This is a genomic window from Paraburkholderia fungorum, assembly GCF_046027215.1.
Lineage (GTDB): Bacteria > Pseudomonadota > Gammaproteobacteria > Burkholderiales > Burkholderiaceae > Paraburkholderia > Paraburkholderia fungorum_D.
In genome coordinates this window covers 1-26,249 of the sequence record NZ_JAQQEN010000004.1, presented here as the reverse complement: position 1 = coordinate 26,249, position 26,249 = coordinate 1, and the positions used below count along the sequence as shown (strand labels likewise).

Here is a 26,249-nt window from a genome sequence, read left to right as displayed (position 1 = left end):
AAATGCGACGCTCTGCGGCTCGGCCACTCTGGATACTCGCTCGAACGATCCGCGCCCAGCGACAGACCGCAGCGAGTAACGCCAACATCAGGCGAACCAGGCCAGAACCTTTATATCGCCTGCATATCGGGCAACAGTCGGTCGAACTCCCGTTTCACCACGCCATAGCATTCGCACGCGCGCTTTTCGAGTCCCGGCCGATCCAGCACCTCAACATGATTACCGCTGCATCGTACCAACCCGGCATCCTGCAGCTTCATTGCCACTTCGGTCATGCCGGCCCTTGGGATCCCAAGCATGTTCGCAATCAGTTCAACCGTCATTTTCTGTTCGTCCAGCGGTAGGCGGTCGACACTGAGCAGCAGCCATCTGCACATTTGCTGGTCCATCGAGTGATGCTGGTTGCAAACGACCGTCTGGGCCATCTGCGTGATCAATGCCTGGGTATAGCGTAGCAATAGCCGCTGCACCGGACCAGCTCTGTCGAATTCCTCCTTCAGGATTCGGGCATCCAGGCGATATGCCTGCCCGGCGCTTTGCACGATGGCCCTGTTTGGCATCGTCTCTCCACCCATAAAAAGCGCGATCCCAACGAGTCCTTCGTTACCCACGATCGCAATTTCTGCGGGCGTTCCGTCATGCATGAGGTGCAGCATCGATACAACTGCCGTCCTCGGAAAATAGACGTTCTCCACGTTTGCGTCAGACTCATACACAACCTGCCCCAAGGGCATATTGACAGGGATCAGGTGCGCTGCCAGACGCGCCCATTCTGCGTCCGGAAGAACACTGAGCAAGTGATTCTCTTTGGCACGATGTTCGTTCGTCATGTGTTTCGCTCCCAGGCATCTGATCCGCACCGCACGGCATGCGTAGGCGTCGTCTTGACAGGATCACGTAACGAAGCCGTGTGAGCGCGTCGAACAAACGGCAAGAATGTCGCTGCGCATTGCCCCGACCGTCAGCCCTGGCGTGGTGCGTTTACGTCGGCAAACCTTTCGCCTGAAAAGACGCGGCCCATCAAATCCTCTGCAAGGCTCGCGATCCTGGTAATCTCCCGGTCAATCGTGTCAATCGCCCCGAGTATCTCTGGCTGATCCGGAGATGCCGTGCGGAGGGTTTGAACCGCGAGTCGCAGTGGGGTCAAACGATTGAACAGCTCGTGCGCAATCGTCAACAAAATTTCGACCCTGCTCTGCGACAGGTCGAAATGGCCGTGGGTCAGCGGAACGTTGTGTGAAAAAGCGATGGCGGCTCGCCGGCGAGGGCGGTTCATATCTCGATCGCTCACGGCTGAGCGACGCTTACAGGAAATATCCAGATACCGCCGGTAGGAGATTCTCTGCGCCGACATGATGCTTCCTCTTTTGACTTCCGGATCGCGGTCAGCCCGAGAAATCCAGTGGTGTTTGGCGCCCGCTCCTAACAAGGACCGGGCGGGCTCTGCCAACTGCAACGGGTCCGCAAACCCGCTCGGGCGACTCGCGATTGCCGGATGCACGTAGGAAGCGACAGCGTCTCACGGCACAGAGGGAACGTCTGTACGGTAGCGTTCAAGACTCTCCGCCAAGTGATTCAGGTCGATATTGCCTTTTCATCGGGTCAATTATCCAGCCCCTCGTCCCGCGTCGTCCGCACGTGGGAGTGACACTGAAAAGGAGGTCTCTGTCTCGCCGGACCGCGCTTCGATCGCACCGTGGTGGGCCTTGGCGATTTCGCTTGCAATATAGAGTCCCAGTCCGAGGCCATCCGCCCTGTCGTCTTTGCTCTGATGGTCCGGACCCCGCATCAAGGGATCAAAAATGCGCGCCAGCGTGGCGCGATCGATCGCAGGTCCGCGGTTGCTGACGTCGATACGAACAAGTGCTACGTCGCCAGTCACTGTCACGTGCACTGGAGTGTCTTGTGCCCCGTACTTAATGGCATTGAGTACAAGATTTCCGATCAATTGCTGCAGGCGGTGGCCGTCCCAGACCCCCTGTGAATTGCCACTCACGTGCAGCTCAATCTGCCTGTCAGGATGAACCGCGCGCAACTCGTCCAGCTCGTCGGCAAGCACGTCCGCGAGATTGACACTGGTGGGTATGACGTTGATGCCCAAGCCCAGTCTGGTCCGATTGAAATCGCTCAAATCGTCAAGCAACGCCTGCATTCGGGCCCCGCTACGTATCAGGCGGCCGGCGGCTTCCGATATTTGCTCCCCGGCGTTCAGTGCTGCCAGACACGACGCGGTCACCTGAATCGCCTGCAGAGGGCTGCGCATGTCGTGCCCCAGCATGCCAAGCAGAAGATTACGGTTCTGCTCGATCTGTGCACTGAAAAATGTGACCGATTCGGCAAGTACCTGATCAATTGCTTCGTTGAAGCGAATGATGTCGTCCAGATCAGCCGCTTCCGGCTCGCAATGGTCGATCCATAAGCGAAGCACGCTTGCGCGCAGTGCGCGATATTCGGCGGCAAGCTGGTTGATGTTGAAGCCGGCCCTCGCTCTCAGAAGGGCGTGGGCTTGCGCGGCTGTTTCGGTGGCGTCGATCAGAGTGGGCCCTCGCCCCATTGATTTTTCGCGTTGTGCTTCCCTGGTTTGCGAAGCCTGCAAGTCCTTTGCCACGGCGAGAAGAATCTCCTGCGCGTGGTCGCGCAGCGCCAACGATTCCATGTTTGCCGCCGCCGGCAGGAGGGTGGCGGCGAACGCTTCCCATTGCGCCAGAATCGGCTCCATGTCTCGCGAGATGAAGTCAGCAAGTCGCATGTAGGCGTCTCCAAAACGGGTGTCGAGGTCCGGTCAGCGTCCCTATGTTACGCGCAAATTAGGGACGATTCGACCGGAAGAAAACCTCGTTGGTGGCCGAACGCTATCGTGGCCTGCGTGGCTGCCTGGCCGCGAAACTTGTTGATGTGAGATAGCGTTCGTGTCGCGAAAAAGGCGCGGGCCGATGGCACGATGGTATGCGCGCAATCCGGATACACGAACGCGACGTTAGGAGGCAAGTTTAATCCGGGAGCAGCCGTTTGCGCGAAGCAGTCGAACGTCTCAAAGTGGCCGATAGTGTTAAAAAAGTCGCCTCCGGGCTTTTGCAATCAGCCCCCTCGTGCACGTCGATCAAGGGTAAGAAGACCCCTAAAGACCTTGCGAGAACGACGGTCAGCGATTTTTTCAACGGTATCGGCCGTTCCCCGCCTTTCGAAACGGCGATCGTCGCGGGAGTGATAGTTCGTTTTTCGCTGTAATGATTCCGGGTGCGATCATCAGGTAAATTGCGATGGCAGACGGCACCTTGTGCCGGCGAAAACGATTGATAAAAAACAGAGAGAGAGGGCCGGAATGCCGAAGAAAAATATGGCCGGCGCCACGATGGCGCAGGGCCGGGTGATTTACATGCTGGAGCTGGCCAGGGGTAGTTCGCATATCGCCAGCACGCGAACACCGCAGACATTGAACCGTGCCATCACCGAAGTCCTGGACGGCTTCTGTGAGGTTCACGGCCTGCACGCACTGAACGTCTTCGTTGAACTGCTTGCCCTGGAGGTCGAGCAACGCGGCAACCGGGAGGCCGCACTGGCGGTAAGTTCGTTCGCGTCGGGAGTTAGCGGGCAGAAAAAAGGCCGGTCCAAGGAGGGACCGGCCGGAAAAAGCCCTGACCTTTCCGAGGGGAAACCTGCGGTCAGAACCTGAGAGAGCGGTCCGGCTGCCGACGGAAATGCCTCGGGCGGTTGCGGCCGGATCGGTAACAGGGGTTAACGGCGGCAGCCCGGTTTTCCTTGAGCCATTTCGCATGAGCGTACGGACAACCTGTATTGGATAATGTCCTCTGTCACAGACAGGCTGGTCATAAAAAAACACAGACACATTTCTGGCTGTGATGCCAGAGGCCCTGTCTTTGCGAGACGCATGCGAACGGATCGCTCAAACGGACATCACCGTCGGGCGCATGGCCGGTCTGCGGAAACATCGGTCCCCGTCGCTTTGCAAAATGGCGGCTCGTCGCTCGTCAACGGACGTTCGCCAATCCACTGCGAAGGACCGCTCGTGGCCGGTCCTTGCCCGTCGCTGACCGCCGACAAGCAGGCCACTGGCTTGCTACCGGCTATCGACTGCAAGCGCGCCGGTGAGAACATAGCGGCTTTTTTCACTTACTGCGGCAGTGCGCGGCGGATATTTCACTTTCCTTGGCACGTGCTGGTCGCTCGGTGCCACTCTTCCTGAAAAATCGCCTTAAATTCAACGACGCATTTTTCATTAATGGTGACACCCGACAAGCGGCCCTGTCCGGTTCTTGCGAAAAACATCTTTACGCTTTCAGCAGCGTAAAACCTGATCCGCATTCAGGCCGTGCCCGATGAGCGTCGAGCAGGGCGGCTAACAGGAAAGGGTTTTGCGGGCATCCATCCACGCGAGCCAGCCGCGTCGGTAGGCTCGCGCGTCGGCCAGCGCGTGATGTTCGCGTGCATTGGCTTTGTGGTACTCGGCCACAGTCCGATCATAAATCACAGTGTCAATGAGCGGTCGCAAATCGAAATAGTGATCGACAAGGTTTGCGGGCAAGGGCGATCCGAGCAGATCGAGGAGAAACTGCCAATCGGTTATCGAGTCGCAAGCGGCCTGCACAGAGCGCGGCGCGTCTGCAAACCATGCGCGAAGACTTGCGCCGGCTTCGGTACGGGACCATCGCGGACCATCGAGCAGCGGCACAACTTCATGTTTCACAAACGAGTTGCAGTCATCGAGGGTCCACGTGTCGGCCAGCTCGATATAGAACTCGCGCCGGCCATCTTCGGCCACGAGCGCGAGGCTGATGAGCTTCGGTGCTGTTTGATTAAGGCCGGTATATTCCGTGTCGAGGAAAATCAGCATGGTCATTGGCACCCTTGAAAGAGGCTGTTTCGATCACCTGGGCGAGTTTCGCGGGGCAATGAAAGATGCAACCAGTGTAGTGGGCAATTCGACACGAAGAATTTATGAGCTTATGAGTAATGGCTCATCGTGCGTCAACTGTTGTGCGCCTTGGCGGCGGCCTCCACTGTCGGCCATTCATCATGCTGGTGTTCGCGGAAATCCTTCATTTCCTGACTTTCAGGGACACCGAGGAAGCTGCACATCGGTATGGCCCGCATGATCATCTGGACCGTCAGCATCGAGTGAAACTCGAATTCGTTTTCGGCCGCGTGGTGCGCGTGCTTCAGCGCATTGCGAACCTCATTCATACCAGCGACAAAGTCTTTCCATGCCACGTCCGGATCAAGGTTTTCCTTCGCCCAAAGGTGCAGGAACTGCAGGGCGTTCTTCTGCCCGCGTGCCTGGCACAGTGCGCCCAGCGTTTCCTCTGCTGCCCCGGCCAGCGTGAGAGCGGAGATGGCATCTCCGGCCAGATAGAGCCGTATGCCGGCGTTCAGTTGATGCACGGCCGCATCGAGCTTCGTTAGCCGGATTGTTCCCGTTGTGCCCGCAGCCGGTTGCTTGAGCTGGGTAGCAGCGACCTTTTCAGCCGGTACAAGATCGAGCGGCGCGTCGAAATCGACCGCTATATTGAGACGGCCTTTCATCGCGCCCAGCAGTCTGGAGGGCTTTCTACGTGTGCGGGCCGGCATATGGCCACCTCAGCATGTCAAAGGGTGAAGAAAAAATAATCTTGCAGGTCGGGCACTGCCGACGAGTCGTGACGCAATCATCGGAGCTGGATCAACAACCGGTATTGAAAATGAACGAACCTCAAAGCAGCAAGTTTTCCTGTCCTGTCTCGGCCGTGCGCGTGACTGTCTGGTGTCAGTACCTGGGCAGTGTGAGCGGCATTGGCGATGATCGGGCAGTGCCGCAGTACGACTGTCAATGCGAGCGCGAGGCCACGTGCGCGGCCACTGGACTGATGCTCCGCTGCCCGCTGAACCGCTTACGTTAGACGGGAGTCGATACTGTCGAGCGCCTGCATGGCTGCATCTAGCTTGCGGCGCCCGGCGCGAGAAAACATCACACGCCCAAGCCACCACGCGGCCCCGGCAACTGTTGCGACGCGGATCAGTGTACGTTCGAGCATGGTCACTCCCCTACCACTTGTCCATGTCGCACGCCCGTTCCCATCCGTCAGGCGGCACTACTGTATGCAGGCCAAGCTGTTCGGCCGTGGCGACTGGCAGGCGCAGAACGACAGAAGCGCCGCCCGTCTCCAGTGTTTGCACTTCGACACTGACGCCGCGCAGTTCAAGGTAGACGACACCGGTCTCGAACACTTCGTCGTAGAGCCGCCACGATGGTGCGGAATCGGTGCCGTCGTTAGCCGCGAGAGTGATGTGTGTGCCCATTCAGGCTCCAGGAATGAGGGCCGACCATTGCGCACCGTGCCTCAGGATTCGTCGTCAGCGGGCCAGACAGGATCGGTCGGGTTGTCGTAACGCCGGACTGTGCCCCGTAACCGTTCCAGCGCCGTTGTATTGTCGCCTGTTGGAGCGCCGAATTCACGGCCGAGCGGTTGCGCATCGGCCCACACTTCGCCGGTATACGGCGCAGCCGGATCGTATTGCGCGAGCAGATCAGCCAGCTTGAGTTTTTTGCGAGTCATCTGGAAGCCTCCGTACGGTTGCCGCTGACTTCGTTATACATGGCGTCTGGAGCAACATCGACACCGTTCGGCCAGACCACAACACCATCGCAAACTGTTGCCAGCGCAAAATAGGCATCATCGGCCAGAGGCGCGAATACGCCGCTGAAACTGTCCTTCGACATATCTACGACGCCGTGCAGCCCATCCGCAAATTCAACGTCCAGACGATGACCGGGCAGCACCCGCAGGCTCGCCACATGCCAGGCGATCATCTTTCGCTCCGGTGACTAAATGCAACCAGTTTAGCGCGGGCGTCAGCCCTGGCCGCTGTCGTGCGAAAAGGTGCCCTTCGTTTTCAGTTGCGCAGCAGGTAGGCCGGTTGCCATTGCGCGTCCGTGGGCCGCTTCAGTTCCAGCACTTTCCATGCGTTATTGCTGGTGTCGCCGCGCATCGCATTGGCAAGACGACCGAACGACGGATAGGTCTCGCCCTGCCAGACAATCTCGGCGTCGATCACTTCGGCCTGCTTTTCCTCGCCGTGATAGCGCGTGCGGGCAAGCGTGCCGCTCGGCAGAAAGAGGCCTTCCCACTTCACGCCGGTACGCGGTGCCTGGCCGTCATCGTCGGCGGTACGTTCGAGGAAATCATTGAGCACATCCTCGATGAGCGAGCTCACGCGCGACGGAAAGCGGGCGGCCACACGGGCATACAGTTCAGCGGACAGGGGCACGGCAACAAACGAGTCGAGCGGGTAAGACATGGCGGTCTCCGGTGGCAATACTCCAAGAGTACTCCGAAGCGCTTCAAAAGTAAACTACCCGTGTGAGAGCGTGCGAACGGCAAATGGGTGACACGGGATGTTATGTCCACTTGCCGCGCCGGCCTTCAATACCACCGATCCCACTTTACAATAAAGTGGGATACCCTACAATAATAGCGAGTAACCCGATACCCTTGCCAGCGTAAGCTGGTCAAACCGGAGCGAATTATGCGGCTCGAAGAGATCACGCCCGCCGAGCGGCAGGCACTTGAAACCCTGCTGAAGCACGCGCAGGGCGACACCGGCCAGAGCCGGCGCATTGCTGATTTCCTGCTTGCCTGGTGGAATCCCAGTGCGTGCGGCAAGTACGACCTCACCACGGCATGGGGACTCGATGACAACCTCATGGGGGACGTGTGCACGGTGTTCCGGCTCGCATCGCGGGCGAACAGCTACCCGGACACGTTAGGTTATGGCCCGCAGTTCGAGGCCGTGGTGCGCGCGTGGCGACCCGAACTGATAGAGAGCCACTGACATGGCAACCGAAACCATCGACCAGAAAACACTTTCCCAGCTCGTGGAGGCCGGCGCAGTGCGCGGCGCGCACGTGGTTGGCCACGGCAGCGGCTGGACTATAGCGGCCCGCTACGGCCTCACTGAGCGCTTTCTATCGGCCAAGCGCGGCGACGTGCGCGTGTTCCGCAAGCTCGAAACGCTCGTTGGCTTTCTGCGCGACATGGGTATCAACCGGTTTGAGGTGGATGCGGCAGACTTCGACCCGGATTCGATCGAGCGACCGACGCGGCCCGACCGGTCGGCGGCATTGAAGGAAGCACACGAGGCGGCGGCCTATGACCGGCAGTTTCGTGCCCAGGTGCAGGAATCGCTGGACGATCCACGCCCGAACGTAGCGCACGCGCAGGTACAGAAGGACATGGCCGCACGCAAGGCCGCGCTGCGCAAGAAGATCGCCGGGGCTAAATCTTGATCGTTGAGTGGCGCGCACGTGCGCGTGAGGACCGTATCAGGCTGTTCGAATACATTGCCGAGGACAACCCCAGCGCCGCACTCGAACTGGACGACCAGATTGCCGTAAAGACCGACGCGCTACCGCAGCGCCCCAAGCTGTACAAGCCTGGACGTGTGCGCGGCACGCGCGAAATGGTGCTCGCACCTAATTACGTGCTGGTCTACAAGATCCGCGAGAAAGCAGGCAGCGATGGCAAGGGCATTATCGAAATTGTGCGGATCATCGGAGCGCGTCAGCAGTACCCAAAGGGGAAGCGCAAATGAACACGCGCAGGCGGGCAGCGCGTGCTACGGGGGGACTACATGAGAAAGCCAGGCGTTTTTATAGCAGCGTTGCTGATATCCACTGTCGCACATGCAAGCGCCGAGTGGGTCGAGCTATGGAAGCACAACAAAGGCCAACCAGTTTTCGAAGTGAAACTGAGCACGTTCGAGGCGTTCGATAACATTGCGCACAGCAAGACTGTACGGATACTGACGCGGACGACCAGCCCAAAGGGGCGCATTACATTCGAACAGTTTTCAATCACCGACCTCGAATGTGCGCAAGGTTACGGAACCCTTCGAGGTGACTACATGGATGGCTCCCCCACGGAAAGCGACGCCTACGTTAAGAATGGCGGAAATGGAAATGCCATCATTGGCGATCTGCTGTGCGAGCTAGGCACAGAAAAAGTCTCAGAAACCAAGGAAGGAAACTAGCCTGGGGGCAAGTGCCCCAGACCAGCCGGCCGACCAAAATGAACATGCGCAGACACGGGAGACGGCGCACCGAGCTATCAGGCCGACGATGAAGCGGTGACGACCTACGCGTAAAACACGCGCGGCAGCGGTGGCCGTGACGGACAAGGGGCGACCCCTTGTCCGCGATTCGGTGTATTTCGCGTGAAGCGAGCTATTAACCGCCGTCATAGCCTTGGTCATATGCATAGCCATAGCCGATCAGGTTCCCTGTTCCGCTCTGAAACCAGCACATGCCGATACCATTCCCGCCAGTCGCGCCTCCTGCCGAGGGATTGCCCAGGTCAGGGGCCGAATAAAAATCGCCGGTTGCGCCACCTGGCCCAACCAGGTTAAAGCCTCCGCCCTGCCATTGCGATGGGAAGGGGTTGCTGGCATTAACCGCTACCGGGCCGGTCAGTGAGCCCCATTGCCCGCGATAGTAGCCGTTTGACCCGTTGAATCCCGCTTGCGCCATCATCGTGCCAATCGCAGCCTCGCAAGTCGCTGCAAGTTGTGGCAAGGGCGGCGGCGACGATGGTGGTATTACCGGCGGCGGCGGCGGCGGTGTGCACGATAGTCCCATCCATGCAGAGCCGCCCCAGAACGGGGCCTGCGTCTGTGTGTATCCTGCCGGACAGGTCGGTTGCGGTTGGGGCGCAGCTACGATTGCGGGCGTGCAGGTGGAGTCCTGATAGCCAACTGAGCACAGCACGGGGGCCGCAAACGCACGCCCTCCCATCAGCATGAGAGCGGGCAGGACGACCTTAAAAAGCCTGACAAAGACCATTTAGTTTGCTCCCGTGGTGAACGACCAAGCCACGCTGACCGGCGTACCGTCGCGTGCTCCGCTGAATGTCGCGGTGTAAACCGTATTCGCAGCAAGCGGCTGTGACGGCAAGAAAACCACGACCCCCACACCCAAGAGGCTGTTGGGATCGGGCACCGCCGATGCTGTCGAGCCGCTTTGCGCAGTTGCTGGAATCAGGATGCGACCAGTCACGCTTGCACCGCTGGCATCAGTCAGCGTGAAGCTCGACACGGTAAGCACATCTCCGAACTGATCGGCGCGCACGCGGACCAGCAACGGATGACCTGGTGTCGCAATGTCGGAGGCCGGACTGGGGGATTCCGGGGTCATTGCAAGTGCGACATTGGTCTGGTTGCTCAACGGCGCGTGTGCAATCGACGTTGAGGCCATCTGCTGACCACCATACGAAGGGATTGCGTTCGCGGTCGGCGTGCCATACACGTTAGTCGAAGACCCAAAATCGAAGGTGCAAAGGTCGTAGGCCAACTGACTTGAGGCTGGTGTAAAACCGATGCCGATTGTCTGCTGGGTGCTGGTCAGGCTCGCTAGGTGATAGACGGTGGCGAACAACCGGTTCACGCAATCGGTGCCAGCGGCGGCAGGGTCGGTCAGTGCCGAGTCGCCAACATCCTCTCCGATCCATTCGGTTGCAGGCACACCCGCCTTGCGGGCACGGTCCAGCGGCGTGTCCGCGTAGACGTTGGCGTAAGTGGATACCTCGTCATGCGATAACGCAGTCAGACTACCGTTGATGAGGTTCGCATTCAGATAGGTGGTGTGTGCCTGCGCAGCCGTGTCTAGAGCCGCGTCCTGGGAAATCTGGCCGACACCCATCGAGAGGCGATACGCGTTGAGGGTCGAGAACGCGGAAGCCTGCGGCGTGCCGGTGCCATACGTAGGCGCTGCGACGGCGGTTTGCAGTGTCGATGCACTGCTGTTTGCGGGCGGTGTGGTGGTCGTGGAAGACGATGTATTGCTCGGGCTGCTACCTCCGCCGCCGCCACCGCAAGCGGCGAGGAAAAATGCAGGCGCTGCCAGTGCTGCTGCGATGGAAAGACGGTTAATTGTTTTCATTTAGTACACCGATATAAGTATCAGTTTTGTGGTTTGACTGGCACCGATTTTCGATACCAGATCGGCTCTTTATTCGTTCAGGTTGATGTGCAAGGTTGAATCGCCCTTCTGCTCGGGGATAAAACTCTTGGCTGACTGGAACTTGCGCCCCACGGCATCCGAGGCTTTCTGGCCCGCCTGCGCGGCCCGCTGCGCGACCGACTGCGGCCTGGTCGCTGGCTGATTACCGGCTGGCGTATTACCGCCAATCGACGCCTCTGTGGCGTTGCCTGCCGGTGTTGCGCCAGAGGGCGAAGCGCTGGGCGAATCGTCTGGTGAGCTTTGTGCAGAAGCCGCGCCGCTCGATGCTCCCTGTGCTGGGCTGTCGCTCTGTCCGGAGCCGCTACCCTGCCCTGCGGTTGCCGAACCTGCCGACGATGCGCCGCCCGTCGATGGCATCCTGTCCGTGTTCGTCGCGGGCATACTCATCAATGCCTTGGACTGGGGCGTACTTGGCGACATGCCCGAGGGCATATCGCCCCCCACACGTTTTGCGGTTTCCATCGCAGAACCGCCTGCGCCGCTGCTGCCGCTACCGTTCGCGCCTGTAGACAGCGCCTCCTTTACGCTACCACCCGAGGACAGGGCACTACCCAGCATGCCACCCGCTGCACCCGCCACGTCACCGACCCTACCGAGCGCGTTCCCGCTGGCTCCTGCGAGCTTGGCGGCACCCGCTACACCGCCAAAAGCCATAGCAGCCCCGCCCGCTACAGCACCGCCAACGGCCATACCGAAGCCCGCCATTTCATTGCCATTCATCGACGTTGTTCCGCCCATGATCGAGCTTGCAACACTCGGTGCGAAAAATGCCAGAAAGAGAATCAGGATGCCGTACATCAACATGCCGAGAAGCGGACCCGCGTTCCCCAATGCAGCCGACGTAAGAGTTGCCTGAAACGTCGGCGTCATCGACGACACCACCCCGGCGACAACGTAGATAACGAAAATCTTCACGCCAGTTGCCACAGCACCCTGAAACTGCTTGATTGCCCAATCCCGTGTGAAGGACAGCGCACCACCTGCCAGAAGAATCGGCGCGCAAGCGAGCAACAGGTAGTAGTGCAGCAACGCTGCAAACATCTGCAACCCCAGCACACCGAAGCCCATCAGAATGAAAACTTCGGTAGTCAGGGCCGTGAGGCCGATTGCTGGGTCTCCGATCATCGTCCACGCAGACGTTCCGGTGCTAATCTGGCCGGCCATATCGATACCCTTGCCTATCATCTGCGTGGGATTGAGCGTCCCAAGGCCGCTTGCCTGCCCACCGAGCGCTTCGAACCCGCGAATGATGTTGCCGAGCACGAAGTCCGGATTCTGAATAGCCCACAGGAAGAAGCCCCACGTCATGCAGGAGGTCAGCAGAATTCCAACGATCCGGACCGGTCCCTCATCGCCGCCCGAAAGGACTACCTTTCGCATCTTCAGCGCGAGTTCAATCAACGCCAGAACGCTGAAAACGCGAAGTGCGACGGTGCCTGTTGCGGTCATCCACTTGGCGGCGTTGGTCTGGAACATCGAAAGCATGTCCCGCATGACGTCCAGTTGTGGCGTTGCGCTAACCGCCTCCTGAGCCTGGGCCAACACTGGCAGCATCAGTAGCAGGCCGACCGTAAGCGCGATGCGCTCACCGTTTCGATTGCGCATCGCTGTTCCCCTTGGCTACGGTTGCAGGGCCGCTCGTCGTGAAGCCCTGCCCCTGGTAGTCCATCGGCTTATAAGCCGACGTCGTAACGTCGCCTGACTTGGAGCAGCCGCCAAGCATGACAAAAGCAACCAGAAGCGTGATAGCGGCAGCGGTTTTCATTGCTGGATACCTTTCGAACGAACGATGTTGAGTGCGACGCACAGGACAGGAATGAGCAGCGAGGCGAGGCCTAGCAGCTGCATCCCGGCGTGGAGGGCATAGACAAGACCGGTGAACCCGGCAACGCAGGCAGCAACGTTGACGACGTCCACTTGCCGGAATGCTGCGAGGCGTCGCGAAACCAGCAACACGCTTGCCACGTAGAGGGCATAACCGAGCAACACCAGCGGAACAGTTGCCCTCGCATCAGTTGTGGACCAGATCACCACGATTCCGAGTGTTGCCGCCACGGCCCCGCCGACCAGCAGCGCGAAGCGTTCTGCGAGCGTGAATGGCCCGCTCAGTGCTGCTGTCAAACCGGCGTGGCGATGTTGTACGCGGACCTGTGCGCGAGGCATTTCAGCATCGCTCACGACTTCCCATTTCGCTTTCATTATTAGTTGTCCTATTTGAATAACTAGCGATTATTTTGCACAAAGATATTGTACTAGTAACCGCGAAAGATAATCAAAAAAGCCTTAACATTCAAGGGCTTGATATTATGACGTCATGCCATCATGAAGTCGCAATCAAGAGCATTTTCACTGGTGAAAATGATCTAGCGGCGTGCATATTTTCACTGGTGAAAATCAGCGGCAGCAGCGTACAAAATTTTCACTGGTGAAAATGCACGCCAGCCGTTCAGACTAGTTCCGGGTTGTCGCTGGCGAGCAGCGCGCGCAGATCGGGTTTGACTGTGAAGTGGAGGAAGCGAAGAAAGCGGACGAGCGAGATGCCGCCCGTTTCATCGACTGGCAAGCCGTCCTGTTCGGAAAGGCCGCACGCGGCGAGATGTTCAGCCGTGAAGTGTTCTGGCAGATCGCGCCAAGTTAAAATAGATGTAGCCATCTCTCACTGTTCCGTAGTGGGTCATGGTCAGGTGAGGTTGAGTGTGTCCAGCACTCAGCCTCACCACCTTAGACGTTGTGCTATGCACGCCGTCCAAGCGTCAAACCGTCCGCGAGAAACCTACCGACTCCCTTCCCCGCTTTGCTTGACGATGAATTGATTTTCAGTGATTTGAATTGCTTTGTCAATTGATTTGTTGTGATTTGTTATGCCTAGTTCACGAAAACAGGCTGGCACTGGATCACGTCATCGTAGGCGTTGCCTTGCAGGGATAGGATTGCAAGCGCTTGACCTTCCGACATTTCACGGAACAACTGCGGATTGATCACGTCTTCGTGATGCACGCTCACCGACACCGATGAACCGGAGTTCTGGCTGTATGAACGGTCGCGCCCTTCCGATGAGCCGGTGCCGTCAGACGTCGAACGGGATGCTTTTTCACGATCCACCTTGCCGAGCAGGAACACCAACCGTTTGATGGTTTCCTCGTCTTCGGTACGGAACGTAAATACCTGCCGGAAATTTTGCGCGATGGCGTTCGCTGATTTTTCATTGCCCACGGCCTCGATGAGTGAGCTATAGCCTTGCATCGACACAATGCCGACGCACTGTGAGCTGCGCGACTTGTCCCAAAAGTCCGGATCGCTGATGCTGTCTGCAATCGCTTGGTATTCGTCGCACACGAACGCAACGGGCCGCGTCTGGTTCCATGCTGGTGTCATGCGACGAGCCTTCATCATTTCGAAAAAGCGCAGCTTAACGAACAGGTAGGCGTAGCGCGCGCCCTCGCCACCGTACTTGGTGCGCGGAATCTCGACGAGGTACACCGCGCCCTTGTTCACCAAGTCCGTGAAATCCACTTCCTCACGGTCAGCGTCAGCGCCACAGAAGGCGTCTTGCAGATCGGGATGCTGGAACGCACTGAGAACCTGAGCAATCGACGCCTTGACGCCGTTGCGCACATCGTCGGAGAACTCAAGGAAGACGTTTTCGTAATAACGCCGGTACATCTTTAGCGCCCGCAACTCGCGGTCTGAGAGAGTGCCGCCAGCAACAAGCGCGTCGATTGCGTCGTGCGTCTCAGTGTGCATTTCCTTGTCGAAAATGTAGTCATAGAGACCGGACAATGAGAACCGCCCAGGAACGTACTGGAGCAGGCCGAGGCCATTCCGGCAGACTTCGGTAGCGGTGTCCATCCAGAACGAATCGCCGCCCTTTTTCGATCCCAACAGAAACGCTGACTTGATGAAGCTCGAAGCCGTTTCGGGCGTGAGGCCAGCCAGCAGGTTGCAGGCAAGTCCACCATCGCCAATCATTTGCACATCGCGGCCAGCCTTAGCGGCTAGGAATCTCGTTTCGCGAATGAAGTCGGTTTTAACATCGAAGATCAATGCGCCTGCGTCCTGCCGCAAGACTTGCAGCAGCAGCGGGTTTATCAGGCGTGTTGTCTTGCCGGAGCCAATGCCGCCGAAGATGATCGAATTTTGCGCGGCGTCTGGTTGATTCAGCACCACTAGCTGATTCGGGGCCATGCCAGAGCCGTGACCACGCGCGCTCAGAATGCCGGTGGACGTACCAACAGCAAGCCCAAACGCAACCGTCTGGACCGGCTGTGCCTCTACTGGCTTCACTGCCTGCGCTGCCTCAGCCAGCACAGCCGCCGTAGATGGTGCCGCCGTGCGCGGTGCCTGCCGACCTTTGAACCCTTTCCAGCGCAATGTCTGGCCCGAGCGAGCATTGATGAACGATGACAGTGCAATGCCACCGCCGCCGACGAAGATCAGCGCGGACACAAGAAATCGAAGGGAGATGCTTTGGTGGCCAAGCCCCGTAACGGCCAGCACCAGGAGCAAGACAAAATACGAAACGAGACAACCGATGCCGGTAATCATCGAGCGCGAGCAGAAGCGATCGAGCGGGAAAACGTAGCCGTGCATCGTCAGGAAGTACACGAACAGGCCGAATGGAACCACTAGAAACGGAGCCAGCACTATGGCTGAGATCACGCCACCACCAAGCACGGCGTATTGGCCCAAATGAACAAACCAGAGGACGATCCCGGCAACAGCCCAAATGAAAAAGAACGTTTTCACGACCGTCGAAAAATCTGGTCGGTCGTCGCGCTTTTTCTCTGCTAGTTCGATCATGCGTAGCGGTACGCCACGCACAGGCACGCCATATGACATAGCCCCGCTAACTACACTACCCCCGGACATGGTACTCATGTGCAACCTTTTATTAGGAATGCGTCCTAAATTGGTAAGCCGAATTTGTGGACGATGAACAATCTAGCAACATATAGGACTACAAATATTAATCCAAACTTTCCAGCGGTACGCCACTCGCTTGCACGGATCTCAGCGGAAATTGCGCGAGGCAAGCTCTTTCCAACTGTCTCGGACCATTGACGCATTGAACCGCTAAGCTGTTCTAACTGTAGTTCTATCTTGGCTACAAGAGCCTTGTTTGATGTGGATGCGCTCTCGTTAGCGCTGATAAGCGACGCAAGACGGCGGTCTATATCCGCAATTTCCCGCAGAAATGCGGTTGTGTCGGGACCACCGCTAGCTGTCCGCGCTTGCTGCCCGGATAACGGCTTAGCCAGTGCCGCGACGTTTGCAAGGTCGCCGCGCAGCGTCTGGATTTGCTTGGTCAGGGAAGCTGACAAGGCCAAGAGCGGTTCGCTATCCGCTCCTTTTTCGACCATCGCGCGGCATGCGTCAGCCGCGTCTCTGGCCGCGATCAAGTTGGCGCGAACGCAGTGATCGATCAACACGACGACCGCCATCAACGGGTCGTCCAAGTCAATCTTTTGCCCCGTTTTTCGCAGTATGTCGCCCCGGAGAGCGTCCAGGTCGAGCGTCAGATCGTTCGCGCCCATGTCATTCATCCCATTTAACGCCGTCAAGTTCAGCTGCAACACTTTGACGGACCTTGTTCAACCGAAGCTTCGCCATCATGTCGAAACCGCCCCCCGCCTCTATATCGGCAAAAGTCTGGTGTTTTTCAGTCATCAGGCGAACGTCCGCGCCGAAGGTGTCCGGATTGCGCTGTTCGACCCGCACGACGCCGGCAACTTTTTGTGCAGCCTGTTTAAACAATTTAGTCGCCGTAAATGGATTACCGTCTACCTCTACCTTTCCCCAAAACTCGTTGAGCCACAAAACGATTTTGGCATTGGTATCGACCCGTTCAACAATTTCCGCAAAACCGTTAACCGTATCATTAAAACCCTGTCCAGCAGTCAAGATAGAGTGGACGTATACGGATTTTCCGGTACTGGCAAGAACTTCAAAAACGCTGTTTTCTGCCATATAGCTCGTCAACGGCAGAAAAGTAGCCGCGCCATTGTCAACGACGAAAATTCCTTCGTTCGTAGCCATACGTTCAATAACAGCATCAAATTTTCGCTCGTTGATACGTGCACCGTCTGTAATATCGACGTGAGCAACATTTAATGACTTGTACTTGGAAAATGTTGCATTCACCGGGTCAGTATCTACAGAAATGACCGGTCCGATGTTTTTCTCTGCAAAATATTGGGCAAGGAAGCTCGCCGCGAGCGATTTTCCTACGCCGCCTTTACCTTGCAGAACAAAATGCACAGAATTTTTAAGCATCATTTATTTCCTTTGTTGTCGTCAATTTCAAGCAAGTGCGATACGTCCGACTTCGGATCAAACGCACCCGGTTTTTTAGGGGCACTCAAACCCGCCATGACATTCTGAGCATCGCCAATGTTTGCTGACGCAGGCGGTGTTTTTACACCCTGCTTTGAACTCGCCTTTGTATCTGTCGGTTTAGAACGTTTTTCGTGAATGTTCTTTGCCCAACCATTGCGCAGCAAGTATGCGTCATATGTCTCGCGGCCTAGCTTTAAAATTACAAACTTGCGCAGCGTATTCAAAACGACAGAAATATCCTTCTTTTCTCCCAACCAGTCTCTGATGACTGTCAACGGAATGTCCTTGCTCATCAGTTCCGTAATTTGATCAGAAACAGGTTCCAGAAGCGGGTACTTCGCCGCCTTGCCGCCGCGCCGCTTGTGGCTGATCTCGATCAACCGTTGCAGTTCTGCGTCTTCCATCAATCGTCACCCTTTAGGCTAAACCTGCGCCACTATGCAGCGGTCAAGTTTGCCTGTCAACTGCTTTGCCGTGACTTGGGAGAGATTTTGGTGTCTTTGATACTGCTTGTCAACTGCTTTGTTATGACTTGATAGTGATTTGAAGTGCCTTGATTTGGTTTGAAGTCATTTGCAATGCCTTGGGAAGAGTCAACCACAAATGAGGGCAGGACGGAGGGCGGTTATACCGCCGCTTGCAGCGTCAGTACAATCGCCCTAAGATGGAGGCATCGACGCGCTACGCGCTTACTCACCTCCACGCCTGCACCTGACGGCAGCAGGCACCGCCGCTCCGCGACGGCAAACGACAGAAAGCAGATCATGAGCAGCAGCGAGACCAGGCAGAAAACCAAGTTGATCGCGGTTCGAGTGACGCCGGAAGAAAAGGCCGTCATTCAATCAAAGGCCGATGCGTTCGGCATCTCGATTGGCGAGCTTTGCCGGTCGATGATTTTCAGGAGCAAGCCGCCGAAAGCTATTCTCGATCAGAAAGCTATTGGCGAACTTGCGAAAACGCGAGCGGACCTTGGGCGAATCGGTGGACTTTTAAAAGGATGGCTTGCTGGTTCTTTCGAGGAGAGCGCTGGAACACCGCTAAAATCTGATGTGCCAACCGTCAGAAAACTACTTGAGAGTATAGAAAAGGAGCAGGCGAGAATAGCCGCCCAGCTTGATGCTATTTTCGGGGGCGCAGATGATAAGTAAAAAAATTGCTGGTAGAAAAGACAGTAAATCATCAGCAGGGAGTTTGCTGAGATACGGTGAGGGACTGAAACCGGATGCTAATGGAGAATATCTGGATAAGTCTCACCGCACTCGAATTTCAAATTTCGGATTGGTCGATGATGCGATCATGCGCGATTACGAAATAAAGGAGCGGGAGCGCATCATTGCTCTTTGTGCGATGGAAATGCAGGCAAACTGCGACCTTAATCAGCGAGTGGAATTATCAAATAAGATAGCGCATTTTATGGTTTCGTTTGGTCAGGAGTGCCCGAGCGAAGAAGCATTAAATGATATTGAAAATACGATGATGCGAGAACTTGGGCTGTCTGAAAATCATCGGCTCTCGTTTTTACACAACGACAATGGACACTGGCACATGCATATGGCAGTGAGCCGTATTGGCCGGGAACCGCCGCATAAATGCAACGAACTTTGGCGCGAGAGAATTACGCGCGACCGTGTTTGTCGACAGATGGAACTTAAACACGGCCTGCGACGTGACAAGGGATATCATTACATATCCGATTCTGGCGATATTTTGATCGATGCGGGACGTTCCCGTAGCGTTATCGGGCCGGGTGATCGTGCGCAATCGATGGAGCGACATGCCGGGCTTTTGTCGTTTCAAGGGTGGTGCGGAGATTCCGGCTTATCCGGGCAATTAAAAAGGGCGGAATCATGGGAGATGATGCATCGTATCGCTGGAGAGCATGATTGCTTGATTGCTGCGCGGGGCAATGGTTTTGTGATCGTGAATCGGCAGAACGAGTCGCAAGCCGCGAAGTTGTCCCAAATTGGGGTGACGAAGGTTGCGGCTCGCCTAGGCGAGTTTCAGCCCGCCCGAGCGGTTGCACCGGCGCGAACCACCTACCAGGCGGAGCCAATACGCCGCGAACACGGAGAGCGCCTTCCTGCGAGCCGTGGAACGCATGCGCAATGGCGTCAATATCAGAAGGCCCGCGAGGACTGGAAGGGCGTCAAGGCCGACAGGCTGAAATCCCATGCCGAGAGCACGCGGGAGCGACGGCAGGAGCTTCGGAGCCACTTTCGCGGGCTTCGGAATGCGATCACGGCAGATCGCACATTGGAGAAGCCTGAAAAAGAGCAACGTCGCAGCTTGCTGGCAATGCAGTTGGTGCAAGGTGAAGTGCAACTGCGGGAGCAATTCAAGGCCGAGCGCGACGCTATCCATGCCAGCATGCGCCAAGTCGATCCCGGCCAGACGTTTCGGGTGTATCTGTTACGGCAGGCGGAGGCCGGTGACGCGCTCGCGCTCGAATCCGCGAGGCAATATGCAGAGGCCGAGGCGACCGAACTCAGCCACAAGCAGGAAGCCGAACGCCGGCGCGCCGCTGCTACCATCGAGACGAGCGAAACAAACAGAATCCGCGCGCAGCATGCAGTTCTGAACATGAAATGCATCGCGCATCTGAACGGGTCGGTTGACTATGACTTGGGCGAGGGACGTGTGCTGACGGATACCGCGCAGGGGCAAATCAAGTTATCGGCACCGGCTGTTAGCGATGCGGAGGCCGTAGAAGCTGGGTTGATGCTGGCACAGAAGCGGTTTGGTGCGGAGTTGCAGCTATCCGGATCGGACGAATTCAAACGCTTTGCCGTGGAAATCGCTGTGCAGCGCGACGTGCGTGTCACGTTCCTTGATGCGGATATGGAAGGGTATCGGCGGCAGCTTGTCCAGGAGAAAGAGCAGCTACGGCACGAGAAGGGCGCTCGAGCTCGAGTGCGCGATGCGGAGCCGGTCCCGACGCGAACCGAGCCGTCTGTTTCCACACCGCGGCAATCAGTGCCGGAGGAAGTCTCGAAGCAGATTGAAGCCCGTCCGGTCGATGCGCGCAGCGACGCTCTGGCGTTCATCGACCGACGCAACGCACTGAGCGCAGCGGGACAAATTCAGGATGTACCGCATCGCCTCGCCGTTGACGCCGACCTGACGAAGCCCATCATCTTCTCGGAGCTTCGAAGCAGCGATGCCGAGAAGGGCTTGCAGGTAGCGGTTTTCGCGCGGACAGATGAGAATGGCAAGACCCTTGAGAAAGTGGTGTTGCCGGTCGATAAAGAGAGTGCGGAGCGTCTGGCGAAGCACAAGCGCGGCAGTGAAATAAAGCTTGATCTGAATCGTTCAGATGAGCAAATCCGCATTGTGATTCCTATAGCTCGACCCAGAGGCCGATCACGTTAAAGCTTCCACAATGTCGAGAACATGCCAAATATCATTTTCACCAGTGAAAATAGCGGTCTGCTATGACGGACTATGCAACGGACTACGTTTTGTGGGCCAAGGAACAGGCCGAAATTCTACGGACGGGCGATCTGAGCCGCCTAGATCGCGTGCATGCCGCCGATGAAATTGAGAGCTTGGCTCTCACTGCGCGCCGTGAATTTCGACGCATGGTGTCGATTCTGCTGTCGCAGCTACTGATGTACGCCGCAGGCGACATAGCGCAACGCCGTTCCATTGACGCAAGTCGCGCCGGTATAGCTTATGAATTGAAAGAAGCGCCGAGCCTGCGCAGCTACATTGAGTCTCCGTCCGTGGCCGAACTGATATGGGCCAACGGTATCGCCCTTGTGCCCGACAGTATCGAAGTGCCGGAGGCAATGCCTTGGACTTTGGCGGCTGCACTGGAATCAGGCTTTTATGCGGGTCAATAGTGGCCGCGCATGATGGAGATTAGGTGAAAAGTGAGCACATCCGACCTTGAAAATAAAGTGCAGGATGCGAGGGCACAGGCAGATCGCGCGAGTTATGCACTCAGCACCCCTGCCAACGCCGAGCAGCGCAGCGAGCTTTCAACGCAGTTGAGCAATGCCCGCGAGGCAGAGACGCGCGCGAGCGGCGACCTGGCGAGCGCCAAACAGCAGCAGGAGCAGGAAAAGGCCCGCAAGCAGGAGCAAGCCAAGAAAGAAGTGGCAGAGCGCGAGCAGCAGAAGCGGGACCGTGAGCCTTTCAGCCTTACTGTGAGCCAGTCACGCACCCGCTATTTCTATGTCAACCCCAACGGCCAGCGGATAGAACTGAAACCGATCGACAGGGCACGTGAAGCGGAAATCAAACGGGGAGCTGCGGAGCAGGACAAGGCATTGGCCCAGCGTCGCGCCGATGAAGTCGCTCAGGGCCGCTCTAAGGTCGACAACGATCGCCGTTTTGTGGAGATGCGTAAGCCTGGGCCGCGCACGCTCAGCATTCGCAATTACAGTCTTGAAGCCGACGCGCTTCGCGAGCGTGACACGTATCTGGCAGACCGCATCAGCCACACTGGCATCAATCACCGAACGGCAAACAACGGTGAGCGTTTGCAGGGGAAGCTGGTTGGTGAAAAGACGATTGGCAACGACCGCCACAGCATCATCGAGCATCAGCGAGAAGGAAAGGCAGAGCGCGTGCTGGTTCGCGGTACGCTGCGCGGTGCATCGCTCGGGACACGGGTTGACGTAGCTGTTAGCCACAGCCGCCGCATCTATGAGCGCGAGCATTTTTCACCAGACCGCGCCCCGAAGCGCAGCCGGTAGTCATGATGCACCTGTGAGTCAGGGCTTTTTCAGCCCATATTTACGCTGATACAACCGGGCAGACACCTGCCAGACCAGTTCCAGCATCTCACGCTCCGGGAGGCGCTGATAACGTTTCCCGTACTCGCGTGCAGCCATGTTGTCGCAACTAGCGATGTAGCTCGTCAGCTTCGAGACGGTCCATAGCGGGTTTAAAAGCTCGTTGAGAATCCAGTAGGTATCGATGCTGTTCTCTGTCAGCATCAGGGCCGAGAGGAATTCCTGTTGGGCCAGCGGGGCAAGCGATCCCAGCGCGTCTTCGGCGTAAAAGCGTGCCAACTCGACGGCTAGCGGTGTCGGTTCAGTAACGAAAGTTTGCGGTGTCTTATGCATATGTTCTTGTCTAATTCTGACAAAACCCGTGTAATTCTGACGTTCAATTCTGTGTCAGAATAGGTTGCCTTGTTTCGAGGGCGTGAACTTGAATTCCAAGCCCGTGATCTTCCGCCCGCCAGGTTTCGTTCCTTCCCATTCAATCTCAATGCTGTTTTTTGCCTTCAGCTCTGCCACAGCCGGTTCAATCACACGACGGCGTAACTGAGCGAAATCCTTCCGGCACGAATCCGGCACGTCCAGAGCGTCGCAAAATTCGTCGTAACCGATACGCACAAGGCCGGTTTTCTGGAACTGTGCGAGCATTTCCAGGAGCCGCCAACTGTACATCGAGCGTAGATGTGCGGCGCTCGATAGCTTGTACTGTGTGAACTCGCGCTCCAAGCCCAGCAGATAGGGCGCAATCCTGCCGTGGAACCTCACTACAACGTGCCCTTGCCCCGGTGGATAGTTATTCTGCGTCGTGAAAGGAATCTCAATCGGTTCGTCGATCCATTTTCCACGCACGCGCTTACGCTCAACCATGTTGACCGTGCATTTCATCAACGCTGATGCCGAGCTTTTCAACTCGTTATAGGCGGCGTCCAAGCCTACTTGAGGGTAGTGCTCCGCGTATTGAGCAGCACTGATCTTGACCGCCCACCCCTGTAGTTCCGCACCATCGGTGCCAGGTTGCTGCGCCTGATGTAGCAGGATTTTTTGCTTCGAATCGCACATTGCGATAGCCAAAGCCAAAAGCCGCTTCACAGGCAGGCTCATCTTTTGTGTGCGTCGGACCAGTTCATTTTTGACGTTGACGTAACGCTCATTTGTCGGGTCATCCAGCACATCAATTTCGTTGCTCATCCTGACAAATCCCGTGTTGTTCTGTCGTATAAAAGCATGTCAGAACTATGTGCATAACTTTGCATCCTGTCAAGCTATTGCACGCCCGACTAGCACGGGTTTTGCCAGCCTCCCACAGGTTTTGTCAGACTTAACACGAGTTTTGCCAGAATAAACACGGGTTTTGTCAGAATTGCTCCCCGCAAACCCTTACCCAGCAAGGCTTTGAGAGAGCCTAAAAAGGTTTTAAAAACAGCATAAAAACATATCTAAAAAGATCGCACCGCCAGCGCCTGTGGATAACTACCAGCACCGGGTTCAAAACCACCCCCCGCCGCTTTGCGGCTCCACCCGTGAGGGAAACAAGTCCGCGCCTATGGCGCGAAACCAACGACATGAAAAACCCTCGATCCAGATGAACGAATGCGCACTACGTGCGCCAGCGGCGCACCAACGATAGCGCAAGGCGAGCTAAGGCAGGCTACGCCTGCCAGTTCGAGTAAAAGATTTTGGACGTGGCAAACCCCGCCACGTCCAAAATCAACTCGAATACCTCCCGGTCCTCGCCGCAAGCCATAGCGATACATGACGGCCCAATGTTTTGCAGAAAGAAGGGAAGTCGGGCTGTGTTGTCGCGCTGGATGGAGAATCGGGGCTCAGGCGGGCTAGAAAGACCATGGACGACTCTCGGGGTCATCCGACATCACGAACCCGCCTGGGCGGCTGTAGTTGGTCAGTCCCGGTCACGCCAAAGCGCTTTCCGGCTGATGCAATGCCGCTCGGCAATCGTAGCGACGTTGTTCCAGATGGTGTTTATCGGAACGTCGAGCCGTTGCGCGGCCTCGGCAACGGCCGCAACGATCAGGTCGAGTGGTGCCTCATCGAGCAGCGTTCCGATATGTGCCCTGAATTCATCGGGTACAGGTGTGCCGCCCAGCACATCGAGCAGTGTCTGTTCCGGCAGTTCGCCCCGATAGCTGACGCTGGCCGTTCTTGCGCAAAACGATACCCACCGCTTCGGCTTCCGATGCTGTATTACTTGCCGTGTTTTAACGTCCACGTCGAGGAAGTGTTCAAGTGCGTGCGGGTCCGCGGCGAACGTAAGCGCGGCGAGGCGTGTTGCTTGGGCGAGCGACAGCCCTAGTGTCTTGCACCGGGTAAGAATCTGGGGATCGACAGATGCATCTATAGCCGCGTCGCATGTCACACCAACCTCCGAGCGGGGCATGATTTTCACCAGTGAAAATCCGTGAGCGATCCCAGTTTAGCGGTGTCGCGTGCCACAGAAAGTGAAAACTGTGCCAGGTAAGTGAAAAACTGCTGCCGCAGTTCGTGCAAAAATCCAGGCAGCACTGAGGAGCAATCGCACGCTACGCACGCGTCAAAGAGGGCCGCATGGGGCTAGCGCGGGCGAGCGGCGTAAGGCCCCGCAGAAATCTGGATCAAAATTGGGTCCGGCTAGCGCACAATACCCGGCGTCTAATAAGACAAATCGGGGGAATCATGGCTGACGGCAATGCTGCGTTGATCGCGCTTATTGGCGTGCTGGCGGGCGGCTACGTGAATAACTTCTTGGCTGAAGACTATCGCCGCTTTCGAGATGGCACCGCACTAGCGGGCGCGTTGGCGGGTGAGCTAGGTTCACACATGCAAGCGTTTCCGCTGCTGCGGACTATGCTGACCACACTGAAGACGTCCTTTGAACAGGGAGAGCGTCCGCCACTTCGGCGCTTCGACCCGCCCAACGACCCGATCTATGAAGCCAACGTGAGCAAGATCGGTTTACTCGGGGGCAAGCTCGCGGAGGAGGTTGCGTTCGCGTACCAGCAGATTCGCGCCTTCAGGCTGAACTTCGTCCTCGTACTGTCCCATCACGAGGACATGAAAGAGCCTGAGATTGTCGCTCGCCTCAGCGGGTGTCTCGACGCCATCAATAAGGGTGATGCACGTGCGGTCGCGTTGTTGGCCGATCTGAAGACGCTCGCCAGCCAGCGGTATCTGGACGCACGGCTTAGCGGAATTCGGTCGAGGGTCGCCGGGATTAACTAGTCCCGGTGCGCTAAAGTGCGGCGAGAACAATACCGGGGAAAGACATGAAGAAACGTGCAATACGTGCGTCCGTCACAATTCTGCTCATCACAGCTAGCTTCCGTGCTGGGGCGGAGGCACCGCCACAGGCCATACTGCAATGCACGGGCGAGCAAACGTCCGAGGGCATCAACACGCCGAAATACGTGACCATCCCGAAACGCGCTCCCAACGTGAGCGACACGTACACGCTTCAGGGCAACGTGCTCATTGAGAGTGGCGGAGGAACGTTTGCAGACGAGCACTACAACCTGTGCCGCAGCACGAGTACCACCTACGTCTATTCGACCGACTGCTCAGTTGATCGCCTGCACTACATCTCGGAGTGGCTGGACGTAACGAACGTGCCCGCCAGTGACAAGTTCATCGCACGGCATAAGGACAGCCCCTACACCTTGGACACCATAATCATTGACCGGGTGAACCTGAGCGTGAACGCGGAGTCCCTGAACAACCAGTCAGGGACGAACTACGACAAGAAGGCCAACAACGTCGTGCTCATACCCTACCTGCTGTCCATCCGGTTCTTGGGCAATTGCAGCGTTGAGAAGCCGAAGCTCTAGCGGTGCTCCGGACTCACATTACCCTCCGATTTTTCATACGATAGACAAGGGCCGTACAACAACCACAGGGGTCCGGGGAGCAATGGAACAGGGAAGTCAGTTAAGTCCGGCGAACACGCCTGACGTAGAGTTCGGGGGCAATGACCCATCGAGGCCGCCCTATGTCCCTTCTTGCTGATGAGTGAGAGTTCGGTACACGGTTGGGCGGGAAATTGGAGCGCGATGTGACGTCGATAACAAGTGTGCTGTAGGCGGCTTCGACGCGATGATCGAAGGGCAGTTCACGACCCACTTCAGCCAGCCAGCCGACCGTCACGGTCGTCCGATCTCACGCTAGTATGAGACGCTCGCAGATCA

Annotated in this window: 35 protein-coding genes; 12 read left to right on the top strand and 23 right to left on the bottom strand. The window is 57.2% G+C overall.

Features of this window, described 5'->3' with window-relative positions:
• Positions 1–110 precede the first annotated feature (110 nt).
• The 3 genes from PQR27_RS39385 to PQR27_RS39375 all read right to left on the bottom strand — a co-directional run bounded on the left by PQR27_RS39385 (position 111) and on the right by PQR27_RS39375 (position 2,749).
• Entirely contained in the window at positions 111–830 is a 720-nt protein-coding gene (locus PQR27_RS39385) for a Crp/Fnr family transcriptional regulator (protein ID WP_408529031.1), read from the bottom strand.
• A 131-nt stretch (positions 831–961) separates the two neighbouring features.
• Positions 962–1,354 carry a hypothetical protein gene (locus PQR27_RS39380; RefSeq protein WP_408529030.1) on the bottom strand — a complete coding sequence of 131 codons (393 nt, stop codon included), beginning with the start codon at positions 1,352–1,354 and terminating at the stop codon, positions 962–964.
• 252 nt (positions 1,355–1,606) lie between these two features.
• Positions 1,607–2,749: an ATP-binding protein gene (locus PQR27_RS39375; protein WP_408529029.1), complete on the bottom strand. Its 1,143-nt coding sequence runs from the start codon at positions 2,747–2,749 to the stop codon at positions 1,607–1,609.
• A 260-nt stretch (positions 2,750–3,009) separates the two neighbouring features.
• Here PQR27_RS39375 and PQR27_RS39370 point away from each other — a divergent pair, with 260 nt between their 5' ends.
• Positions 3,010–3,228 carry a hypothetical protein gene (locus PQR27_RS39370; RefSeq protein ID WP_408529028.1) on the top strand — a complete coding sequence of 73 codons (219 nt, stop codon included), beginning with the start codon at positions 3,010–3,012 and terminating at the stop codon, positions 3,226–3,228.
• 94 nt (positions 3,229–3,322) lie between these two features.
• On the top strand, positions 3,323–3,673 hold the full coding sequence (locus PQR27_RS39365; protein ID WP_408529027.1) for a hypothetical protein: 351 nt from the start codon (positions 3,323–3,325) through the stop codon (positions 3,671–3,673).
• Between the two features lie 684 nt (positions 3,674–4,357).
• Here PQR27_RS39365 and PQR27_RS39360 read toward each other — a convergent pair.
• The 7 genes from PQR27_RS39360 to PQR27_RS39330 all read right to left on the bottom strand — a co-directional run bounded on the left by PQR27_RS39360 (position 4,358) and on the right by PQR27_RS39330 (position 7,293).
• Positions 4,358–4,858 (bottom strand): 3'-5' exonuclease family protein, encoded by a 501-nt coding sequence (locus PQR27_RS39360; RefSeq protein WP_408529026.1) that lies wholly within the window; start codon positions 4,856–4,858, stop codon positions 4,358–4,360.
• Positions 4,859–4,986: 128 nt separating this feature from the next.
• Positions 4,987–5,400 (bottom strand): hypothetical protein, encoded by a 414-nt coding sequence (locus PQR27_RS39355; RefSeq protein ID WP_408529025.1) that lies wholly within the window; start codon positions 5,398–5,400, stop codon positions 4,987–4,989.
• A gap of 485 nt (positions 5,401–5,885) precedes the next feature.
• Positions 5,886–6,029 carry a hypothetical protein gene (locus PQR27_RS39350; RefSeq protein ID WP_408529024.1) on the bottom strand — a complete coding sequence of 48 codons (144 nt, stop codon included), beginning with the start codon at positions 6,027–6,029 and terminating at the stop codon, positions 5,886–5,888.
• 10 nt (positions 6,030–6,039) lie between these two features.
• Positions 6,040–6,294, bottom strand: a complete 255-nt coding sequence (locus PQR27_RS39345) for a hypothetical protein (RefSeq protein ID WP_408529023.1) — start codon at positions 6,292–6,294, stop codon at positions 6,040–6,042.
• A 41-nt stretch (positions 6,295–6,335) separates the two neighbouring features.
• Positions 6,336–6,551, bottom strand: a complete 216-nt coding sequence (locus tag PQR27_RS39340) for a hypothetical protein (RefSeq protein ID WP_408529022.1) — start codon at positions 6,549–6,551, stop codon at positions 6,336–6,338.
• On the bottom strand, positions 6,548–6,805 hold the full coding sequence (locus tag PQR27_RS39335) for a DUF2442 domain-containing protein (protein ID WP_408529021.1): 258 nt from the start codon (positions 6,803–6,805) through the stop codon (positions 6,548–6,550). Before PQR27_RS39335 ends, PQR27_RS39340 begins: the two co-directional genes overlap by 4 nt.
• An 83-nt stretch (positions 6,806–6,888) precedes the next feature.
• Positions 6,889–7,293: a hypothetical protein gene (locus PQR27_RS39330; RefSeq protein WP_408529020.1), complete on the bottom strand. Its 405-nt coding sequence runs from the start codon at positions 7,291–7,293 to the stop codon at positions 6,889–6,891.
• 228 nt (positions 7,294–7,521) lie between these two features.
• Between PQR27_RS39330 and PQR27_RS39325 the strand changes: the two genes are divergently transcribed.
• The 4 genes from PQR27_RS39325 to PQR27_RS39310 are packed head-to-tail and all read left to right on the top strand — an operon-like array spanning position 7,522 to position 9,024.
• Positions 7,522–7,827, top strand: coding sequence for a DUF7673 family protein (locus tag PQR27_RS39325; RefSeq protein ID WP_408529019.1), 306 nt, complete (start codon positions 7,522–7,524; stop codon positions 7,825–7,827).
• 1 nt (position 7,828) lies between these two features.
• On the top strand, positions 7,829–8,281 hold the full coding sequence (locus PQR27_RS39320) for a ParC-related protein (protein ID WP_408529018.1): 453 nt from the start codon (positions 7,829–7,831) through the stop codon (positions 8,279–8,281).
• Positions 8,278–8,586, top strand: coding sequence for a type II toxin-antitoxin system RelE/ParE family toxin (locus PQR27_RS39315; protein WP_408529017.1), 309 nt, complete (start codon positions 8,278–8,280; stop codon positions 8,584–8,586). The genes PQR27_RS39320 and PQR27_RS39315 overlap by 4 nt, the downstream gene beginning before the upstream one ends.
• A 39-nt stretch (positions 8,587–8,625) precedes the next feature.
• On the top strand, positions 8,626–9,024 hold the full coding sequence (locus tag PQR27_RS39310) for a hypothetical protein (RefSeq protein ID WP_408529016.1): 399 nt from the start codon (positions 8,626–8,628) through the stop codon (positions 9,022–9,024).
• A gap of 196 nt (positions 9,025–9,220) precedes the next feature.
• On the opposite strand, the gene PQR27_RS39305 is transcribed toward PQR27_RS39310, so the two are convergent.
• The 10 genes from PQR27_RS39305 to PQR27_RS39255 form a co-directional block, all read right to left on the bottom strand.
• On the bottom strand, positions 9,221–9,565 hold the full coding sequence (locus PQR27_RS39305) for a hypothetical protein (protein WP_408529015.1): 345 nt from the start codon (positions 9,563–9,565) through the stop codon (positions 9,221–9,223).
• Positions 9,566–9,832: 267 nt separating this feature from the next.
• The gene (locus PQR27_RS39300; protein WP_459251671.1) at positions 9,833–10,927 is read right to left on the bottom strand and encodes a CAP domain-containing protein; all 1,095 of its coding nucleotides are present in this window, start codon (positions 10,925–10,927) and stop codon (positions 9,833–9,835) included.
• A 69-nt stretch (positions 10,928–10,996) separates the two neighbouring features.
• A complete protein-coding gene (gene trbL / locus PQR27_RS39290) occupies positions 10,997–12,613 on the bottom strand; it encodes a P-type conjugative transfer protein TrbL (protein ID WP_408529012.1) in 1,617 nt (538 codons plus the stop codon).
• Positions 12,594–12,773, bottom strand: coding sequence for a hypothetical protein (locus tag PQR27_RS39285; protein ID WP_408529011.1), 180 nt, complete (start codon positions 12,771–12,773; stop codon positions 12,594–12,596). Before PQR27_RS39285 ends, trbL begins: the two co-directional genes overlap by 20 nt.
• Positions 12,770–13,186 carry a hypothetical protein gene (locus tag PQR27_RS39280; protein WP_408529010.1) on the bottom strand — a complete coding sequence of 139 codons (417 nt, stop codon included), beginning with the start codon at positions 13,184–13,186 and terminating at the stop codon, positions 12,770–12,772. The genes PQR27_RS39285 and PQR27_RS39280 overlap by 4 nt, the downstream gene beginning before the upstream one ends.
• 268 nt (positions 13,187–13,454) lie before the next feature.
• Entirely contained in the window at positions 13,455–13,661 is a 207-nt protein-coding gene (locus tag PQR27_RS39275) for a hypothetical protein (RefSeq protein ID WP_408529009.1), read from the bottom strand.
• A 212-nt stretch (positions 13,662–13,873) separates the two neighbouring features.
• Positions 13,874–15,808 (bottom strand): type IV secretory system conjugative DNA transfer family protein, encoded by a 1,935-nt coding sequence (locus PQR27_RS39270; RefSeq protein WP_408529008.1) that lies wholly within the window; start codon positions 15,806–15,808, stop codon positions 13,874–13,876.
• A gap of 104 nt (positions 15,809–15,912) precedes the next feature.
• Positions 15,913–16,551 (bottom strand): hypothetical protein, encoded by a 639-nt coding sequence (locus PQR27_RS39265; protein ID WP_408529007.1) that lies wholly within the window; start codon positions 16,549–16,551, stop codon positions 15,913–15,915.
• Positions 16,544–17,284 carry a P-loop NTPase family protein gene (locus PQR27_RS39260; protein WP_408529006.1) on the bottom strand — a complete coding sequence of 247 codons (741 nt, stop codon included), beginning with the start codon at positions 17,282–17,284 and terminating at the stop codon, positions 16,544–16,546. Before PQR27_RS39260 ends, PQR27_RS39265 begins: the two co-directional genes overlap by 8 nt.
• Positions 17,281–17,748, bottom strand: coding sequence for a hypothetical protein (locus PQR27_RS39255; protein WP_408529005.1), 468 nt, complete (start codon positions 17,746–17,748; stop codon positions 17,281–17,283). The genes PQR27_RS39260 and PQR27_RS39255 overlap by 4 nt, the downstream gene beginning before the upstream one ends.
• Positions 17,749–18,108: 360 nt before the next feature.
• On the opposite strand from PQR27_RS39255, the gene PQR27_RS39250 reads away from it, so the two are divergent.
• The 4 genes from PQR27_RS39250 to PQR27_RS39235 all read left to right on the top strand — a co-directional run bounded on the left by PQR27_RS39250 (position 18,109) and on the right by PQR27_RS39235 (position 22,044).
• Complete coding sequence (locus PQR27_RS39250; protein ID WP_408529004.1) at positions 18,109–18,492, top strand: plasmid mobilization protein; 384 nt, start codon at positions 18,109–18,111, stop codon at positions 18,490–18,492.
• Positions 18,482–20,713 (top strand): TraI/MobA(P) family conjugative relaxase, encoded by a 2,232-nt coding sequence (traI, locus tag PQR27_RS39245; protein ID WP_408529003.1) that lies wholly within the window; start codon positions 18,482–18,484, stop codon positions 20,711–20,713. The genes PQR27_RS39250 and traI overlap by 11 nt, the downstream gene beginning before the upstream one ends.
• A 62-nt stretch (positions 20,714–20,775) precedes the next feature.
• Complete coding sequence (locus PQR27_RS39240; protein ID WP_408529002.1) at positions 20,776–21,186, top strand: DUF29 family protein; 411 nt, start codon at positions 20,776–20,778, stop codon at positions 21,184–21,186.
• A 30-nt stretch (positions 21,187–21,216) separates the two neighbouring features.
• Positions 21,217–22,044 carry a hypothetical protein gene (locus PQR27_RS39235; RefSeq protein WP_408529001.1) on the top strand — a complete coding sequence of 276 codons (828 nt, stop codon included), beginning with the start codon at positions 21,217–21,219 and terminating at the stop codon, positions 22,042–22,044.
• Between the two features lie 18 nt (positions 22,045–22,062).
• Here PQR27_RS39235 and PQR27_RS39230 read toward each other — a convergent pair whose 3' ends face one another.
• From PQR27_RS39230 to PQR27_RS39220, 3 genes are all read right to left on the bottom strand, one after another.
• Positions 22,063–22,416 (bottom strand): hypothetical protein, encoded by a 354-nt coding sequence (locus tag PQR27_RS39230; RefSeq protein ID WP_408529000.1) that lies wholly within the window; start codon positions 22,414–22,416, stop codon positions 22,063–22,065.
• Positions 22,417–22,470: 54 nt separating this feature from the next.
• Entirely contained in the window at positions 22,471–23,262 is a 792-nt protein-coding gene (locus PQR27_RS39225; RefSeq protein ID WP_408528999.1) for a replication initiation protein, read from the bottom strand.
• A 712-nt stretch (positions 23,263–23,974) separates the two neighbouring features.
• Positions 23,975–24,478, bottom strand: a complete 504-nt coding sequence (locus tag PQR27_RS39220) for a hypothetical protein (protein WP_408528998.1) — start codon at positions 24,476–24,478, stop codon at positions 23,975–23,977.
• Positions 24,479–24,744: 266 nt separating this feature from the next.
• Between PQR27_RS39220 and PQR27_RS39215 the strand changes: the two genes are divergently transcribed.
• Entirely contained in the window at positions 24,745–25,290 is a 546-nt protein-coding gene (locus PQR27_RS39215) for a hypothetical protein (protein ID WP_408528997.1), read from the top strand.
• A 44-nt stretch (positions 25,291–25,334) separates the two neighbouring features.
• A complete protein-coding gene (locus PQR27_RS39210) occupies positions 25,335–25,892 on the top strand; it encodes a hypothetical protein (protein ID WP_408528996.1) in 558 nt (185 codons plus the stop codon).
• Positions 25,893–26,249 lie beyond the last annotated feature (357 nt).

What these genes read in the sequence shown, in the direction of transcription:
- PQR27_RS39385 (WP_408529031.1), bottom strand. Translation starts at nt 830, where the DNA reads ATGACGAACGAACATCGTGCCAAAGAGAATCACTTGCTCAGTGTTCTT.
- PQR27_RS39380 (WP_408529030.1), bottom strand. Translation starts at nt 1,354, where the DNA reads ATGTCGGCGCAGAGAATCTCCTACCGGCGGTATCTGGATATTTCCTGT.
- PQR27_RS39375 (WP_408529029.1), bottom strand. Translation starts at nt 2,749, where the DNA reads ATGCGACTTGCTGACTTCATCTCGCGAGACATGGAGCCGATTCTGGCG.
- PQR27_RS39365 (WP_408529027.1), top strand. Translation starts at nt 3,323, where the DNA reads ATGCCGAAGAAAAATATGGCCGGCGCCACGATGGCGCAGGGCCGGGTG.
- PQR27_RS39360 (WP_408529026.1), bottom strand. Translation starts at nt 4,858, where the DNA reads ATGACCATGCTGATTTTCCTCGACACGGAATATACCGGCCTTAATCAA.
- PQR27_RS39350 (WP_408529024.1), bottom strand. Translation starts at nt 6,029, where the DNA reads ATGCTCGAACGTACACTGATCCGCGTCGCAACAGTTGCCGGGGCCGCG.
- PQR27_RS39345 (WP_408529023.1), bottom strand. Translation starts at nt 6,294, where the DNA reads ATGGGCACACACATCACTCTCGCGGCTAACGACGGCACCGATTCCGCA.
- PQR27_RS39340 (WP_408529022.1), bottom strand. Translation starts at nt 6,551, where the DNA reads ATGACTCGCAAAAAACTCAAGCTGGCTGATCTGCTCGCGCAATACGAT.
- PQR27_RS39335 (WP_408529021.1), bottom strand. Translation starts at nt 6,805, where the DNA reads ATGATCGCCTGGCATGTGGCGAGCCTGCGGGTGCTGCCCGGTCATCGT.
- PQR27_RS39330 (WP_408529020.1), bottom strand. Translation starts at nt 7,293, where the DNA reads ATGTCTTACCCGCTCGACTCGTTTGTTGCCGTGCCCCTGTCCGCTGAA.
- PQR27_RS39325 (WP_408529019.1), top strand. Translation starts at nt 7,522, where the DNA reads ATGCGGCTCGAAGAGATCACGCCCGCCGAGCGGCAGGCACTTGAAACC.
- PQR27_RS39320 (WP_408529018.1), top strand. Translation starts at nt 7,829, where the DNA reads ATGGCAACCGAAACCATCGACCAGAAAACACTTTCCCAGCTCGTGGAG.
- PQR27_RS39310 (WP_408529016.1), top strand. Translation starts at nt 8,626, where the DNA reads ATGAGAAAGCCAGGCGTTTTTATAGCAGCGTTGCTGATATCCACTGTC.
- PQR27_RS39300 (WP_459251671.1), bottom strand. Translation starts at nt 10,927, where the DNA reads ATGAAAACAATTAACCGTCTTTCCATCGCAGCAGCACTGGCAGCGCCT.
- trbL (WP_408529012.1), bottom strand. Translation starts at nt 12,613, where the DNA reads ATGCGCAATCGAAACGGTGAGCGCATCGCGCTTACGGTCGGCCTGCTA.
- PQR27_RS39285 (WP_408529011.1), bottom strand. Translation starts at nt 12,773, where the DNA reads ATGAAAACCGCTGCCGCTATCACGCTTCTGGTTGCTTTTGTCATGCTT.
- PQR27_RS39275 (WP_408529009.1), bottom strand. Translation starts at nt 13,661, where the DNA reads ATGGCTACATCTATTTTAACTTGGCGCGATCTGCCAGAACACTTCACG.
- PQR27_RS39270 (WP_408529008.1), bottom strand. Translation starts at nt 15,808, where the DNA reads ATGATCGAACTAGCAGAGAAAAAGCGCGACGACCGACCAGATTTTTCG.
- PQR27_RS39265 (WP_408529007.1), bottom strand. Translation starts at nt 16,551, where the DNA reads ATGAATGACATGGGCGCGAACGATCTGACGCTCGACCTGGACGCTCTC.
- PQR27_RS39260 (WP_408529006.1), bottom strand. Translation starts at nt 17,284, where the DNA reads ATGATGCTTAAAAATTCTGTGCATTTTGTTCTGCAAGGTAAAGGCGGC.
- PQR27_RS39255 (WP_408529005.1), bottom strand. Translation starts at nt 17,748, where the DNA reads ATGGAAGACGCAGAACTGCAACGGTTGATCGAGATCAGCCACAAGCGG.
- PQR27_RS39250 (WP_408529004.1), top strand. Translation starts at nt 18,109, where the DNA reads ATGAGCAGCAGCGAGACCAGGCAGAAAACCAAGTTGATCGCGGTTCGA.
- traI (WP_408529003.1), top strand. Translation starts at nt 18,482, where the DNA reads ATGATAAGTAAAAAAATTGCTGGTAGAAAAGACAGTAAATCATCAGCA.
- PQR27_RS39240 (WP_408529002.1), top strand. Translation starts at nt 20,776, where the DNA reads ATGACGGACTATGCAACGGACTACGTTTTGTGGGCCAAGGAACAGGCC.
- PQR27_RS39230 (WP_408529000.1), bottom strand. Translation starts at nt 22,416, where the DNA reads ATGCATAAGACACCGCAAACTTTCGTTACTGAACCGACACCGCTAGCC.
- PQR27_RS39225 (WP_408528999.1), bottom strand. Translation starts at nt 23,262, where the DNA reads ATGAGCAACGAAATTGATGTGCTGGATGACCCGACAAATGAGCGTTAC.
- PQR27_RS39215 (WP_408528997.1), top strand. Translation starts at nt 24,745, where the DNA reads ATGGCTGACGGCAATGCTGCGTTGATCGCGCTTATTGGCGTGCTGGCG.
- PQR27_RS39210 (WP_408528996.1), top strand. Translation starts at nt 25,335, where the DNA reads ATGAAGAAACGTGCAATACGTGCGTCCGTCACAATTCTGCTCATCACA.